Genomic DNA, 14,037 nt, shown 5'->3' with positions numbered 1-14,037 from the left:
GGTCTTCCAGGAATGATCCCCATGAACAGTTTGAGTCAAAGTTTGCGAACTCGCGGACGTCGCATTGCCGGTGTGTTTGTCTCTGCGTGGATGTGTGGACTTTGGCCAGCCACACCGGGGACATCTCTTGCAGAAGCCGCCGACCCGGGCGTCCAACGGATCGAGGCACGATCGCAACGACGAATCCTGCGATTGGAGGACTTGGTCAAAAAACGACCGGCAATCGTGCTGCCGTCGCAGAAGTCTCAAGTTGTCAAACCGACGACAACCACCGCACACGAATTATTCGAAGTCGTCGACGAGCCGACATCAGATACGGTGAGGGTGTCTTCAGCACCACGTGTCGTCCAGTCACCGGCCGTCCAATCCAATCCGTTTGAAGAATCAGTCTTCGAAGTACCGCGGTCCTCGGGCGTGACACATGCTATCCCGGCTGAACCCGCGATCTTCACTGTTGAATCCTTACCGGAAGTGGAGACGCCGACAACTGCTGACACTTCCAGCGTGATGACGGTTTCCGCCGAAGAAAGTTTGCCCGGTATTGATCCAGAACTTCAAACGCTGATTCTAGAACTTACCGACGACGACCACGAGATTCGTCAAATGGCGGCATTCACGTTGGGAGAATACGGTGAAGCTGCGCGGATTGCGTTGCCGGCGTTGCGTCAGTCGATGCACAGCAACTACACGATGGTGCGGCTCCACGCTGCAGAGGCCGTGGCCAAGTTGAGTCCAGGAAACGAAGCCGCATATGAAGCCTTGTTGCGTGGTTTAGAAGACAGCAACTCCGAAGTGCGAGTCATGGCGGCAACCGCGTTGATGAGTGTCGCACCGGTTCATCGTGCGAGAGCCATGGAATCGCTGCAGAGTTTGCGATCGGATCCGAAAGAGCACGTGCGACTGTTGGCAGAGACGGCCATGCCGATCGACAATGCTGAGCCAATCGCTCCCTTGCCGCAGGAAGCCTACGAGCTACCGACGCGAACCGTCCAAGCGACGCCCCGAGCCGCTGATGCCATGATCGCGACGGAAGTCGAGGTTTCTCCTGCACCACAGCCAGTTAATGTGGTATCAAGTCAAACGGTCGTGGAACCTCAAGCGGATGCGTTTGACGAGCACTTCCTAGAGACCAAGCCAAGTTCGACGCCGCTGGAAACCTTGTTTCCTGAACCACCGACCGAAGTGGAAAGGGACTCAGTCGAGCAGATAGAGACCGCAGCCGTTACCACCGCGCCCACACTCTCACCGGATTTAGCTGAGCTCGCGACGCGACTTGGCTCAACTGATGCGATTCAATTGAAATATGCATTGAGCGAATTGGTGTGGTACGGAGCGGATGCCAGACCCGTTTTGCCCCATGTGCAAAAATGTCTAACTTCGACCGACGAAGTTGTGCGTGCTCACGCCGCGAAAGCAATGCACGACATTGCTCCGGACTACGATCAGCAAGCCATTGCGGTATTGGCTGAGTTGGTGCAATCGCTTCAGCCGGGTGTGAGTCCGTTGGCTGCCTACTTCCTGGGCGAATTCGATTCGCAGGCCATCACCGCGTTGCCAGCATTGCGAAAAGCATTATCCGAGTCGGTCGGCATGGATCAGCTTCACATCGCGGAGGCGATCTTGCGGATTGAACCACAGGACGGTCACGCGGCAACCGTGTTGACAAACGCTGTCAGCGCTGCGGATGAGTCCAGTCGATTCTTCGCCGCGTGTGCCCTCGTTGCAGCGGCTCCTCATCAGGGAGAGCTTGTTGTTCCGGCGTTGTTAACCGCTCAGAACGACGCAAGTGCTCGCGTCCGAATGGCCGCCGACACTACCCTCACAGGATTCCATACCGAACCGAAAGGCGTTGCGGCGGTGGTGATTGCGGAACCAGAACCGCAACCAGAGCCAGAACCAGTTGCGGTTGAGGAAGTCCCCGTATTTGATCCGGTTGTGATCGCCGATACCGCGGAAGAATCTGAGGCAAAGCTCATCGAAACTGTGTTGCCGGGCGGTGCTCAAGTTCAATTGGTGCAGGTCGAAGTGCCTTCACCACAAACAAACGCTCCCACCACAGATACCGCTGATGTCGTTCCGCCGGAATTCGACACGAATCTTCCGGTCAAACCGTGGACCGCGCAAACGCCTGGCGAAACGAAACCAATCCGCTACGTAACCATCAACACGGCTCCCCAACGCCGTGACGCTGACGGACGTTTGCAGGAACTTCCCACCAACTACGGTGCAGCGTTCTTGGAGAAACAGGGTCAAACGCGACACGGGCAGGAGTCCCGTCCATGGCTCGTGCAAAGTAAAGCGTATGAAGCTCCCGCGTTTTGTCATCGGCCGTTGTATTTTGAGGATGTCAATCTCGAGCGATACGGGCATCACTTCCACTGCGTGCAACCCTTGGTTTCCGCGGCTCACTTCTTCGGACGCGTGCCGTTCCTGCCGTACTTAGCGACGGTGTCGAAGCCATGGGAATGCGAATATCCGCTTGGAAAATACCGGCCCGGCGACTGCACACCCTACCAATTCAATTACGTCCCCTTGCAAGCGGACGCTGTGTTAGTGCAGGCCGGATTCACTGCGGTACCGTTCTTCATCATCCATTGATCGCGTCTTCGGCTGGGTCGTGATTTAGCCGACGAAGACCACGAAAAAATTTGAGAACCCTAGTCTGATCCCCGCAGACGTAAAACGGCCCGTCGATCACTTGTTGATCGGCGGGCCGTTTTTTCTTGACTCGTTGTGAATCTAATTCGAGAGAGTTGCAGCGGCTTTCACGAGCGTCTGGAATTCGGCCCGTTGTCCGGTGGGGTCGTCTCCAATGGCGCCCGCACAGAGTTCGCTCACCAACGGCCAACTTGCTTGGCCTTTGTATTCGGAATGCCGCAGCAACATCCCAAACGCTGCGACCGATGCCTGCCATTCGAAGTCCGGCGATGGTTCTACCGATTCGGTCCCCAAATCCATGACCGGAAACTTGTCGAGGTCGCTCTTGTCGGCATCCGGTGCTTTGTAGCGAAGTTTCAGCGTACAGAGTTCTTTGGAATTCTCGCCGGGGCGACGATCGGTGCGTTGGTACTTCAAGTCGTCGACCTTCGCAGCGATGGCGGGCAGGGCATTGAAGGGAATGATCTCGTACAATGCGGTGACTGTGTGACCAGCCCCGATTTCACCTGCGTCTTTGCGATCATCGTGAAAGTCGCGAGCGGCGAGCATGCGGTTTTCGTAACCGACAAGCCGATACGCTCCCACCTTGGCAGGGTTGAACTCGACCTGAATCTTCACGTCCTTGGCAATCGTGTACAACGTGCCGGCGACTTCTCGTTCGAAGATGCGTTTCGCTTCCTTCTCGGAATCGATGTACCCGTAAAACCCGTTTCCTTTGTCGGCGAGCTTTTCGAGTTTCGCATCCTTCAAATTTCCCATCCCGAAGCCCAGCACGCTGAGGAACACGCCGCTGTCGCGTTTCTTTTCGATCATCTCCACAAGTTCGTTGTCGCTACTGACACCGACGTTGAAATCGCCATCGGTACAGAGAATCACTCGGTTGGCACCGTCCTTGACGAAGTTTTGCACCGCTTGCTGATAGGCCAATGTGATGCCGGCGGCTCCGTTCGTCGAACCACCACTCTCGAGTCGGCGGATCACTTCGAGAATGTCTCCTTGTTGAACGGCGGGCGTGCTGGGCAATGCGAGACCGGCATTCCCAGCGTAAGTGACAATTGCGATTCGATCGCCTTCGCCCAGTTGCTTCACAAGCATTTCCAACCCAGTTTTCACCAACGGCAGCTTGTTTCCGCTGGACATCGAACCGGACGTATCAACGAGGAACACAAGATTCGTCGCGGGGCGTTGTTCCTTCAGAATCTCGCGACCTTTAAGACCGAACCGCACCAGCCGGTGTCGCGGTTGCCAAGGGCAGGGGGCAACTTCCGTGTTGACAGAGAACGGTTGCCCGTCGGCCGGTTGGGGGTAGTCGTAACGGAAGTAGTTGACAAGTTCCTCGATCCGCACCGCATTCGGCGGCGGCAGTTGTCCGTTATTCAGGAAGCGACGCACATTTGCATAAGACGCGGTATCGACATCAATCGAAAATGTCGAGAGTGCCGATTGCCCGACCGGTTCAATGAATGGGTTTTCGACGATTGGCTCATATTGTTCGGCCGCCGGTTGTTCGAACAGCGCCTTACCCGCAACACGTTTACGATCAAGTTCTTTCGCTTCGAACTGCTGTTGCTGGATTTCCACGTTCTTGAAACCCGCAATCTGTTCTTCGACCTCGGCAAGCTTTTCTCCCAAAGCCGGCAGCTGCTTTGACAGTCTTTCACTCGTTTCCCGCACAAGGCTAGAAATCAGGACTCGTTTCTTGGACGCATCGTATCGGACGTCAGCCGGTTTGCCGGGGGCATTGAGAGCTGGCCGTCCAAACCGCATCTCTTCACCTGCCAGCCGTCCGTTCTTGCTAGAACTCGGCCCAGCCGGGAAACCCCAGTTTTTCGGATTGAGATGATTGGCACCGCTCTGGAATTGCCCCTTCGGCGCCTGGTATCCGTCCTCCCAATCCAGGCTTCGTCTGGCCCAACCCAACGGCGGGTTTTGTTGAGGATTCGTTGGGCTATGTTGTTTCTCATAATAATGGTGATTGGAAGACGACACACCGAGGCCTCGACCTCCTGGCGTTCCAGCCACGATCCCGTAAGACACCCCTTGTTGTCCGTCACTGCGGGGTTCAGGTTCCTGAATCGAGAGACTGGTCACACCCCGCGGGTTATTCGCCGAGAGATCGGAAAAGAAATTGGTCGTGTTAGCGGTTCTTTCGATCGATTTTAATTCCACTTGTAGGGAATCACTAAGGCCAGACAGTTGATCCACCGCAGCCAATTCCGAATTGGAAATGACTGGAGCATCGGCGACAAAATCGAATCCTTCGGTCGAGAATTCGGAAGACTCTGCAGATGGATCGAGCTGAGCCAACGTTTCCGACGGCGGAGGAGAACCGTGCGAGTTTAACAGCACTGCGAAACCGGTGAGCAATACTAACGTAACAACCGCAAGGACCGGAGCCGATCCGCGACGCGGCGGGGATTGTTCGGTTCGTGACACCGTCACCGTGTGACCGGCGGCGGAGACAATTTGTGCCCGGCGTGCTGAGTCCAACTGCCAGGCGGGTTCGTGATCAAAGACCTCGCCGAGCATTGCAATTGTTTCCCGAGTTTCCGCAACGGCCGATTGCAATTCGGTCGAGCGAGCCAACTCGGTTTTGAACACGCTCAAATCCGGCTCGTGGAGTTCGCCAAGTATAAAAGCAGTGATCCGGGGATCATCGATGGGATATGTCATGGGAAAGCCTCAAGAATCGTGTGGGAAGGGAATTAGCGAAGGGAGCTTAATTGCTTGCGGAGCGTGGTCAGTGCTTGATGAATCAGGTAGCCCACGTTGGAAACGCTCAGGCCCGTGACTTGTGCGATTTCCCGGTAACTCAAGCCAGAGTGAAACTTCAGCCGGACAACTTCCTGCTGGTTCTCCGGCAAGGCGTGCAAGCAATCGAGCAAACGTGCCGCCGTTTCCTGCTGCTCGATACGGGTGTTCGGCAGGGGCATGGCATCTTGGGCCGCTTGGAGCGAAATCTCAGCCGATGTGGTCATTCGGTTCTCCCGACGATTGTGGTTCAGGGCCTCATTGCGACAAACGGTAAACAGCCACCCACCGAGATTCTGGTTGACTTCAGCGGGCGAATGACGACAGAGTTTCAAGAACGTATTCTGCACGACGTCGTAGGCAGCTTCGGTCGAGCCGGTCATTCGACGGGCGTAACCGATCAGCCGACTCTCGTATTCATCGAGAGCCGATTGAATCCAGGCGGAAGTGTTGCCGTTCCGACTCATACGTCGCTTTCGCTGTTATGCGTTCGACAGGTACCCCAAGAACAAAGTGAACCGCAGGTCATTAGGAGAAATCCAGCCGACAAAAGAAAAAACCGGGAAAAACCGTATAACAGAGTTTGCAGGGCCGACAGGCGTTCCAAAATTCTGCGTGTTTTTCGATGTCGAGTTGGGAACAACCTACAAGATGTGGTATTCTCCGCATTGCGTCAGCCACCATGCGATGAGATTTCCGGGAAGACTTCTGTGGACATTTGTCGATTTGTCTGAGAGAATGTCGTGGCTTGCTCATTGACCATTTCTCCCACCCTGAAGCCGTTGAAGATTGCGTATGTCTGCCACCGAATTCGACCGTTCCCAGTGCCGCGTGTATTGTGCCGGACCGCTGTTCAATCAGTCCGAACGTGACGAAATGCAGGCGATTGCCGATTGCCTGTGCGACGCCGGCTTTCCGGTATTTTTGCCGCATCGCGATGGGATGGAGTTTCGCCTGGTTGTGGAAGTCCTGATGGAACGCGGGTACGAACCCGCCCAGGCAGCCCACTTCCTGCACGCAGCGATCTTTGCGTTGGACGTGTTTCAACTGTCGGCCGAATGCGACGCGATGGTCTGGAACCTCAATGGTCGCACGCCTGATGAAGGAGCCGTCTCCGAAGCGGCGCTTGCGTGGTCATTGGGAAAACCGTTGGTGGCCTACACCGACGACGTTCGCAGTTTGATCGCTGGGCGATTTAACCCGTTGTTGGTCGGGTTGGTCGACTTCGTCACGCATGACTGCATCGATGATCTCCCGGACAAGTTGGTCAAAGCGTGCACGGAAAGTGCGGGTGGTTTGCGGGGGAACCGGTCGCTCTCACCTAAAATGCAACAAACGATTGCCGACGGACGTGTACTTTGGCAAGCGATGCAATCCGCCGACGCCACCGGTAACAGCGAACTCATCGCCGATTGCGTGAGTCGACTGTTCGGGCCCGATGATCCCGATCCGAATTCAGGTTCCGCACTCAGTCGGTAGCTCACAGAGCGAGTCTGTTATAATGTCTGCGGGCAGGCAGTCGTTGTCCTCAGCCGATCCGACATGCTCTTCGATGAGGCACATCTGCCGAGGTCAGAAGCTAGTGGTAGATAACTTTCGTGTTCCCCGAGGCGTTCGATCTGAAGCGACATGAGTCTGTCCGGTCAGTATTTGGTGGGTCCCATCGACTTTCAGCGTGGCGAATTTTTGCCGGGGCCGGTCGATCCCGCTGCCGTGCGGATGGCGTTAATTCTCGCCGACGGTGTGTTCACAGCTGACTTTATCGCCGACAACCCCATCCAAGAGAATCGAGTCGAGAACTTGGAGCAGGGGGCGCGATTGATTGGGTTTCTCGTGAACGAACCAGTTTTGCGTCAGAATCGTGGAATGCTGGAAGTCACCATTCCCGACCATCATCTCATACAGGTTGCCCAATTCTTCTTTTTCCTCCGTAAGGCTGAGGATGTCGAAATCGTCACGCGGTTTCGGGGCGAGGTTGTTACGAGTCGGGTTCTTAATTGGTTGGCCGAGCGGAGCCGGTTGGAAACTCTGCTGCAACAGTGATCCCACCAGAAACCCCTGAGTTGTTTCCAGCCAGAATGCTGGTTATCTTGCTTGCTCTGCTTACCAATATTCCAAGGAGACACCCGTGTTCAAAACGCTCGCTACGTTAATCGCAATCCCTTTGTTGGCGACTTCGCCCCTGTTTGCTGCCGACGATGAGAAAGGGTTCCAACCGATCTTTGATGGCGAAACGCTGTCCGGTTGGGAACGTCTCAACGGCACCGCGAACTACACCGTCGAGGACGGTTGTATCGTCGGACGCACGAGCGAGGGCAGCCCGAACTCGTTTCTTTGTTCGTTAAAAGAGTACGGCGACTTCGAACTGAAATTTGAAGTCAAAGTGGACAACGAACTCAACTCCGGCGTGCAGATTCGGTCGTCCGCATTCGGAGCCAAACCGAAATACCGTGTGCATGGTCCACAAGTGGAAATTGCGACGAACGGTACGGCTGGTTTCATTTACGGCGAAGGACTCGGGACCGGTTGGCTCAGCCCTGATGAGCGTCGAGCCGATCCGGAAAAGAACGCTGCCTTCAAGAAAGGCGAATGGAACGAGTATTACGTGAAAGCCGTCGGCGATCACATCCAAACTTGGGTCAACGGTGTGCCGATTGCTGATCTCCACGATGACAAAACCGAAATGTCTTCCGGCTTCATCGGTCTGCAAGTTCACGGCATCGGCAGACGTCAAGGTCCCTTTGAAGTCCGCTGGCGAAACCTACGGATCAAACCGATTAAAGCCGAGTAAGTCTTTGTCGAAACGTTTCGACGAAGTCGTCGCTTCGGTTCTGAAGTTGAGGATGGAAGATGGAGGATCGCATTGGCAGAGAGCGAATGAAGCTGCCATCTTCTATCATCCATCCTCAATAGGAACGCCGCCTCCGTCTAATTCGTCGACGCCCCTTAACATTTTATACACCCGCTCGAAGGTCCATCATGCTGTCTCATAACGTTTTTTTTACGCTCAAAGATTCTTCGGACCACGCTTGCGAGCAATTGGTGGCGGCGTGTCACAAGTATTTGAAGGATCATGACGGCGTCGTATTCTTTGCCGCTGGAACTTTGAATCCTGATCTCGCACGCCCGGTCAACGATCGCGATTTTCACGTGGCATTGCATGTGGTGTTCGATTCCCGCGAATCGCATGATGCTTATCAAACCGTCGAAGCTCACCTGCAGTTCATTGACGAGAACAAAGACAACTGGGCAACGGTTCGCGTCTTCGATTCTGATGTCACCGGTTGAGCGACAACAAATGCGGACCGTCATTGGGTTCGGTACGCCTGACTCTGATCTTCTCACTTCGGAAAGGAACGCCCCATGTTTTCGCTACGTCAATTGCGATTGGCTGCGGCCATCTGCTTGGTCGTCTGTTCGGTTGGATTCTCGGCCGACAAACCTCGCGTGTTGATTCTCGGTGACTCAATTTCCATCGGCTACACCCCTTACGTACAGAAAATGATGGAAGGCGAAGCCGTCGTGTTGCGGCCGATGCGAGCCGACAACAAGCGTGCAGAGAATTGTTCCGGCACCACCTACGGCGTGCAGAATGTTGACCGTTGGTTGAAGATCGATGGTGGCGATTGGGACGTCATTCATTTCAACTGGGGTCTGCACGATATGAAACGGGAAGACCCGAAAACGAAAAAGGCATCTCGCAATCCCGAGCACCCTCGACAAGCCGACGTCGAAACATACGAGAAACAACTGCGGGCGATCGTCGAGAAGTTGAAGCAGTCCGATGCCAAACTCATCTTCTGCAACACGACTCCGGTGCCGACAGGCGTTTCACCGCACCGTGATACCACCGACCCTGAAAAATACAATGCGGCTGCGGCGAAGATCATGAAGGAGAACGGCATCGCGATTAATGACCTTTACACCTTTGCGAACTCGCGGCTGGACGACATCCAACGTCCGAACAACGTGCACTTCACGCCGGAAGGTTCCAAGGCACTTGCGACGGAGGTTGTCAAATCTATTCGCAAAGCGCTCGACGAGTAAATGATCTGCTAGTTGTTTCGAGATTCAACAATTCTTGGGGTTCAAATTTCGTTGCTAAAGTCTAGAACAGAACATTAGTGCAACGAATTGCGACCGAGAATTCGAAGATCAACGATGGCAACGCAACTGATCCAAGACGAGCGTATCAAAAAACTGAACGACAAACCGCCGCGCGACGGCAAGTATGTGCTGTATTGGATGCAGCAGTCGCAACGGGCACAATTCAATCACGCGTTAGAATACGCGATCCGCACGGCCAATGATCGGGGTGACCGATTGTTGGTCGCTTTTGGTTTAATGGACGACTATCCCGAGGCAAACCTTCGGCATTACCGTTTCATGCTGGAAGGGTTACAGGATGTCGCCCAAGAGTTGGAGCAACGAGGGATCCCGTTTGTCCTTCAGCGTGGAGCACCCGCCGATGTGGCTGTCGAACTTGCTCAGGACGCCTCTGTTGTCGTGTGTGATCGCGGGTATCTTCGGCATCAACGAGCTTGGCGAAAACAGGTAGCCGAGGAAACCGATTGCGAAGTCTGGCAAGTTGAAGCCGACGTGGTTGTCCCGATTGAAATCGCTTCCGACAAAGCCGAGTACGCCGCTCGTACAATCCGTCCGAAACTTAAGAAGCATCGAGAGAAATTTCTCGTCGAGTTGAAAACGAATCCGTTGAAGAAGGATTCACTCAACCTCGGTGTAGCCGGCGAGGACTTATCGGATCTCGATGCGTTGCTTAGCCGGATGAAACTCGATACCAGCGTTGCAGCCCTAACGAAGTTTTTTCGCGGTGGAACTTCGCGAGCAAAATCGATTCTCCGCAAGTTCCGCGATAAACGCCTGACCGATTACGATGAGAATCGCAATCAACCGCAAACCAACTACGTTTCGCACATGAGCAAGTATCTGCACTTTGGGCAGATCTCACCCGTTGATGTCGCGTTGACGATTTTCGATGCGCGAAACCATCCAGAAGCCGACCGGGATTCCTTTCTCGAAGAACTGTTATGTCGTCGCGAGTTGGCGATGAACTTCGTCTACTACAACCCGAATTACGATTCGTACAACTGCATTCCTGACTGGGCTCAAAAGACACTCGACGAACACAAAGACGACCCCCGCGAACATGTCTACAGTCAAAAGGAACTCGAAGCCGCCGAGACTCACGACCCATATTGGAACGCCTGCATGAAAGAAATGCGGTACACGGGTTATATGCACAACTATATGCGAATGTACTGGGGCAAGAAGATCCTCGAATGGACGAACACCCCGCAAACTGCGCATCGCTTCGCACTCGCCATTAACAACAAGTATTTTCTAGACGGACGTGATGCGAATTCCTTCACCGGCGTGGCTTGGGTATTCGGGGTACACGATCGACCTTGGAAGGAACGCCCCATCTTCGGAAAAATCCGCTACATGGCCGCCAGTGGTCTGGAACGGAAATGCGATATCGACGCCTACGTCGAGAAGGTCGACGACCTCGTTAACCGGGCCGAAAGTGAATCATCATCCTGACACTTTTTGATAAATCTCAAATCCGGCCGCCAACGCAAAGGCCACGATCGCGAAGACTAGCAAAATGACTGTTGCGATCGAATTCTTCATCTGTGATCCAACCCAACGCGATGGAGTATTTAGGATCAGCAACGCCACAGCTAGCAATGGAATGAAAGTCGCTCCAACGATCGCGTAAACTTTTTGAACTTGCTCAAAGCTTGAGAACAATCCGATGGCGGGAACTGTCGCAAGGGCGTAGAGAAAGCCGCGGTAGCTTGCTGAATCGGTCTTGACTGGTTCCAGTTCGCGATTTTCATCCGTCTGCAAAAGTCTAATAACATCGGCGAACAGATACGGCACGCTTTGCCATACTCCGAGCAGGCTGCTTCCGACTGCTCCCCAAGCACCAACTAAAAACGCCCAACGTGCGACCGGCCCGACGCCCCCTAACACGCTTTCGAGTTGGTCGGCTAAATGCACAACAAGTGAGGCACCTTTGCCGTCGGTTGCAATCGTGCTACCAAGAATGACCATTCCGATACCGAAAACAGCCGTCATCGCGTAACCCACGGCCAAGTCGATCCGGCATACGGAAAGTTCTGCTTCACCGCTGCGGTTCTCTTCGCGAATCCAGTATCCATAACAGAGTACGGTCACTGTTCCACCGACACCGCCCATCAGAGCCACCGTCCATGCTAAGCCGTCGCCATTGTGGTGCGGGATGGTGGGAATCGTCAGTCCTTTGAGGACGGCCAACCAATCCGGTTGGATAGCGATCGCCGTTGCTAACACGACAACGAACATAATGCCAATGCACACGCTCATCACACGTTCGAATAGGCGGTACCCGCCCAATCGCACGAGTACAACTGCAATGATGCTATGGGCAATGCCATAGATGATCTTGTCCTGACTCGGATCCAACAAGGGCAACATTGCGTGGAACGTGACGCCGCACGCACTCATCAGAGCGCTGCCAACGAAGAAACTCCAAGCGACGAGATAGATCAGAAAACCATATCCCGCCACTTTTCCCAGGCGACGAATTACGCCTTCGAGCAGCGTTTCATTGGTCGCGAGTTGCCAACGTGCAAGGCCTTCGTTCAGGACAAACTTAAAAAACGCCCCAACGACAACCGCCCATAACACCGCCAATCCGAGCTTGCTGCCTGTGAAAGCGCCCGTGGCTAAATCGCCGGCTCCGACACCGGTCGCGGCGACCAACAGACCGGGGCCAATTAGCTTGAGAAGTGGTGGACGGGGCGGCGAATTCATCGGCGAGTTCCTCAGTGAGAGCTTGCCGAGAGCATATCAAACCGACACTGAAACGCCTACGTCGCAGAAACCGTCTCCACCGAAGGAGGGCGTTCATCGTTCACGGCACTGACTGCCAACGGTTGTTCGGAGGCATAGGCATAGTGCTGTAATTCGCTTAGCGTCAAAGACCGACCAAGTTCAAAAACGATCTTCCACCGATCGTCTCCGTTGACAAACCGTACCCGAACAACTTCGGCAGGCACATCGAGCGTGCGGTGGGTCCGAGGATTCGTCAGTCGAACATAAACGGTGTCGCCGGGAGTAAATGGCTCGCCCAACAAGCAAACGACACTTCGCAACGTAATCTCGGCCAATTCGCCTCGAAGCGATGTCCCGTGAAGTTCCCAGTTTCTCTGCTGACCAGTCAACGAGGCATTCTGGGGCACACGAACGATCCGAACGTTCGCGTTCCCACGATGACGCGGGAGCACCCGACGTTCCAGGATGACTTCAGGCATCACCGGCGCGTCATCAGAATTGGATTCCGGGTCTAAGGCTTCTTCGAATTGCTCTAAACATTCTTCCGAACCGTCTTCGTCCGCGTCGGCTACTTCCGTCAATGTCTCTGTAGCCTCCTCCGGTAACTCCCCCTCAGCCTCGGTCGTCGGAGCAACCTCGGAAACCGTGGGAATTTTGAGACCATGTACACACAAGAGAGCCTCGGAAACAAGGTCTGGAACCAACCTTTCCATCAACGCGATTTTATACGAAGCATGACCTGCAGCGTCGTTGCGACGAATTCCTGACCAAAAACCGGACGACACGTCCGCCGTTGACGGCTGTCGGGTTTCTACCACATCGTTGTGGGAAGAGTGATCGACTACGGTTTGATTCACCATCGCGTATCGCCTGTGGATTGCTGTCTGTTTGTCCTATCGCGTTGCGGAAAACCTATCTTTCCTCAAATCGGAGAACAAACTAAATTCCCGTCGGAACCGCATTTTGTCTTCCGGCAGACGTTGATTTGAATCAAAATTGCGGTTTGGAACGATTTCCCGTCGTCGTGAGAACCAGTTCCGATGATGGGGGTTGTAGCGGTTTTTCGCTTAAACTATACTTCGGAATGATCTTCGGTCGATAACCAGAAAGATCGTGTCATTCGATTCAACTATTGACTCATCGGCTGAATGGTTGCAGTTGATGAAACGATGACGAACAAAGGCGTACCCGGCTGCCAGCTGCGTTTGCCTCGTGAGAACTCTTTGGAATAATTGATGCGATTTTCCCTGGTCGATCGGATTCTGGAACATGAACCCGGTCGTTCGATTACCACCATCAAGAATTTGTCGGCCGCCGAAGAATACCTGGCCGATCATTTCCCCGGTTTCCCCGTGATGCCGGGTGTGTTGATGTTGGAGTCGTTAGTCCAGACCGGTGCTTGGTTTATGAGATATGAAGAGCAGTTTCGTTTCAGTACGATTCTGGTTAAACAAACGCGGGCGGTGCGGTTCAACAACTTCGTAACCCCAGGAAACACTCTGGAAGTCACCGCGACGTTGCAGAAGAAATCAGCGACCGAATACACATTTAAAGCCGAGGGGCGAACTCGGAGCGTCGGCGGTCATGAACCTGTCGGCACGACCGTGAGCGCGAAACTCACGCTCGAACAAATCAATCTCGCAGACCGGAACGCAGACTTGGCCGAAATTGACGAACGTAATATCAATGACGCCAAGCAGTTATGGTCTCGAATTGGTGGAACGAAACTCGCGTAGTTCAACACATCATTGAAACACTCGATCGACAACATTTAGACGCTTGAACTGA

General features: G+C 54.1%; 12 protein-coding genes. 8 read left to right on the top strand and 4 right to left on the bottom strand.

Features of this window, described 5'->3' with window-relative positions; genetic code table 11:
- Positions 1 to 21 precede the first annotated feature (21 nt).
- On the top strand, positions 22 to 2,598 hold the full coding sequence (locus AC5DDB_RS15430; RefSeq protein WP_491740631.1) for a HEAT repeat domain-containing protein: 2,577 nt from the start codon (positions 22 to 24) through the stop codon (positions 2,596 to 2,598).
- A 141-nt stretch (positions 2,599 to 2,739) separates the two neighbouring features.
- Here AC5DDB_RS15430 and AC5DDB_RS15425 read toward each other — a convergent pair whose 3' ends face one another.
- Together AC5DDB_RS15425 and AC5DDB_RS15420 are read right to left on the bottom strand one after the other, a co-directional pair.
- On the bottom strand, positions 2,740 to 5,331 hold the full coding sequence (locus tag AC5DDB_RS15425) for a vWA domain-containing protein (RefSeq protein WP_491740630.1): 2,592 nt from the start codon (positions 5,329 to 5,331) through the stop codon (positions 2,740 to 2,742).
- A gap of 32 nt (positions 5,332 to 5,363) precedes the next feature.
- Positions 5,364 to 5,876 carry an RNA polymerase sigma factor gene (locus AC5DDB_RS15420; RefSeq protein WP_491740629.1) on the bottom strand — a complete coding sequence of 171 codons (513 nt, stop codon included), beginning with the start codon at positions 5,874 to 5,876 and terminating at the stop codon, positions 5,364 to 5,366.
- Positions 5,877 to 6,204: 328 nt separating this feature from the next.
- On the opposite strand from AC5DDB_RS15420, the gene AC5DDB_RS15415 reads away from it, so the two are divergent.
- The 6 genes from AC5DDB_RS15415 to AC5DDB_RS15390 all read left to right on the top strand — a co-directional run bounded on the left by AC5DDB_RS15415 (position 6,205) and on the right by AC5DDB_RS15390 (position 10,971).
- Complete coding sequence (locus tag AC5DDB_RS15415; protein ID WP_491740628.1) at positions 6,205 to 6,888, top strand: nucleoside 2-deoxyribosyltransferase; 684 nt, start codon at positions 6,205 to 6,207, stop codon at positions 6,886 to 6,888.
- 150 nt (positions 6,889 to 7,038) lie between these two features.
- The gene (locus tag AC5DDB_RS15410; protein ID WP_491740627.1) at positions 7,039 to 7,452 is read left to right on the top strand and encodes a hypothetical protein; all 414 of its coding nucleotides are present in this window, start codon (positions 7,039 to 7,041) and stop codon (positions 7,450 to 7,452) included.
- Between the two features lie 85 nt (positions 7,453 to 7,537).
- Positions 7,538 to 8,200, top strand: coding sequence for a 3-keto-disaccharide hydrolase (locus AC5DDB_RS15405; protein ID WP_491740626.1), 663 nt, complete (start codon positions 7,538 to 7,540; stop codon positions 8,198 to 8,200).
- Between the two features lie 188 nt (positions 8,201 to 8,388).
- Positions 8,389 to 8,697, top strand: coding sequence for a Dabb family protein (locus AC5DDB_RS15400; RefSeq protein WP_491740625.1), 309 nt, complete (start codon positions 8,389 to 8,391; stop codon positions 8,695 to 8,697).
- Between the two features lie 75 nt (positions 8,698 to 8,772).
- Positions 8,773 to 9,456, top strand: a complete 684-nt coding sequence (locus tag AC5DDB_RS15395) for an SGNH/GDSL hydrolase family protein (protein WP_491740624.1) — start codon at positions 8,773 to 8,775, stop codon at positions 9,454 to 9,456.
- Positions 9,457 to 9,570: 114 nt separating this feature from the next.
- The gene (locus AC5DDB_RS15390) at positions 9,571 to 10,971 is read left to right on the top strand and encodes a deoxyribodipyrimidine photo-lyase (RefSeq protein WP_491740623.1); all 1,401 of its coding nucleotides are present in this window, start codon (positions 9,571 to 9,573) and stop codon (positions 10,969 to 10,971) included.
- Here AC5DDB_RS15390 and AC5DDB_RS15385 read toward each other — a convergent pair.
- Both AC5DDB_RS15385 and AC5DDB_RS15380 read right to left on the bottom strand, forming a co-directional pair.
- Positions 10,963 to 12,228, bottom strand: a complete 1,266-nt coding sequence (locus tag AC5DDB_RS15385; protein WP_491740622.1) for an Nramp family divalent metal transporter — start codon at positions 12,226 to 12,228, stop codon at positions 10,963 to 10,965. The genes AC5DDB_RS15390 and AC5DDB_RS15385 overlap by 9 nt on opposite strands.
- Before the next feature lie 56 nt (positions 12,229 to 12,284).
- Complete coding sequence (locus AC5DDB_RS15380; protein WP_491740621.1) at positions 12,285 to 12,962, bottom strand: PilZ domain-containing protein; 678 nt, start codon at positions 12,960 to 12,962, stop codon at positions 12,285 to 12,287.
- Positions 12,963 to 13,484: 522 nt separating this feature from the next.
- On the opposite strand from AC5DDB_RS15380, the gene AC5DDB_RS15375 reads away from it, so the two are divergent.
- Positions 13,485 to 13,985, top strand: coding sequence for a 3-hydroxyacyl-ACP dehydratase FabZ family protein (locus AC5DDB_RS15375; protein WP_491740620.1), 501 nt, complete (start codon positions 13,485 to 13,487; stop codon positions 13,983 to 13,985).
- Positions 13,986 to 14,037 lie beyond the last annotated feature (52 nt).

The sequence above is a fragment of the Thalassoroseus sp. genome, from assembly GCF_984380535.1.
This window is presented reverse-complemented; position numbering and strand designations above follow the sequence as displayed.

Excerpts from the sequence above, each read along its gene's own strand:
- AC5DDB_RS15380 (WP_491740621.1), bottom strand. The coding sequence starts at position 12,962 with ATGGAAAGGTTGGTTCCAGACCTTGTTTCCGAGGCTCTCTTGTGTGTA.
- AC5DDB_RS15385 (WP_491740622.1), bottom strand. The coding sequence starts at position 12,228 with ATGAATTCGCCGCCCCGTCCACCACTTCTCAAGCTAATTGGCCCCGGT.
- AC5DDB_RS15425 (WP_491740630.1), bottom strand. The coding sequence starts at position 5,331 with ATGACATATCCCATCGATGATCCCCGGATCACTGCTTTTATACTTGGC.
- AC5DDB_RS15415 (WP_491740628.1), top strand. The coding sequence starts at position 6,205 with ATGTCTGCCACCGAATTCGACCGTTCCCAGTGCCGCGTGTATTGTGCC.
- AC5DDB_RS15395 (WP_491740624.1), top strand. The coding sequence starts at position 8,773 with ATGTTTTCGCTACGTCAATTGCGATTGGCTGCGGCCATCTGCTTGGTC.
- AC5DDB_RS15420 (WP_491740629.1), bottom strand. The coding sequence starts at position 5,876 with ATGAGTCGGAACGGCAACACTTCCGCCTGGATTCAATCGGCTCTCGAT.
- AC5DDB_RS15430 (WP_491740631.1), top strand. The coding sequence starts at position 22 with ATGAACAGTTTGAGTCAAAGTTTGCGAACTCGCGGACGTCGCATTGCC.
- AC5DDB_RS15375 (WP_491740620.1), top strand. The coding sequence starts at position 13,485 with ATGCGATTTTCCCTGGTCGATCGGATTCTGGAACATGAACCCGGTCGT.
- AC5DDB_RS15400 (WP_491740625.1), top strand. The coding sequence starts at position 8,389 with ATGCTGTCTCATAACGTTTTTTTTACGCTCAAAGATTCTTCGGACCAC.
- AC5DDB_RS15410 (WP_491740627.1), top strand. The coding sequence starts at position 7,039 with ATGAGTCTGTCCGGTCAGTATTTGGTGGGTCCCATCGACTTTCAGCGT.
- AC5DDB_RS15390 (WP_491740623.1), top strand. The coding sequence starts at position 9,571 with ATGGCAACGCAACTGATCCAAGACGAGCGTATCAAAAAACTGAACGAC.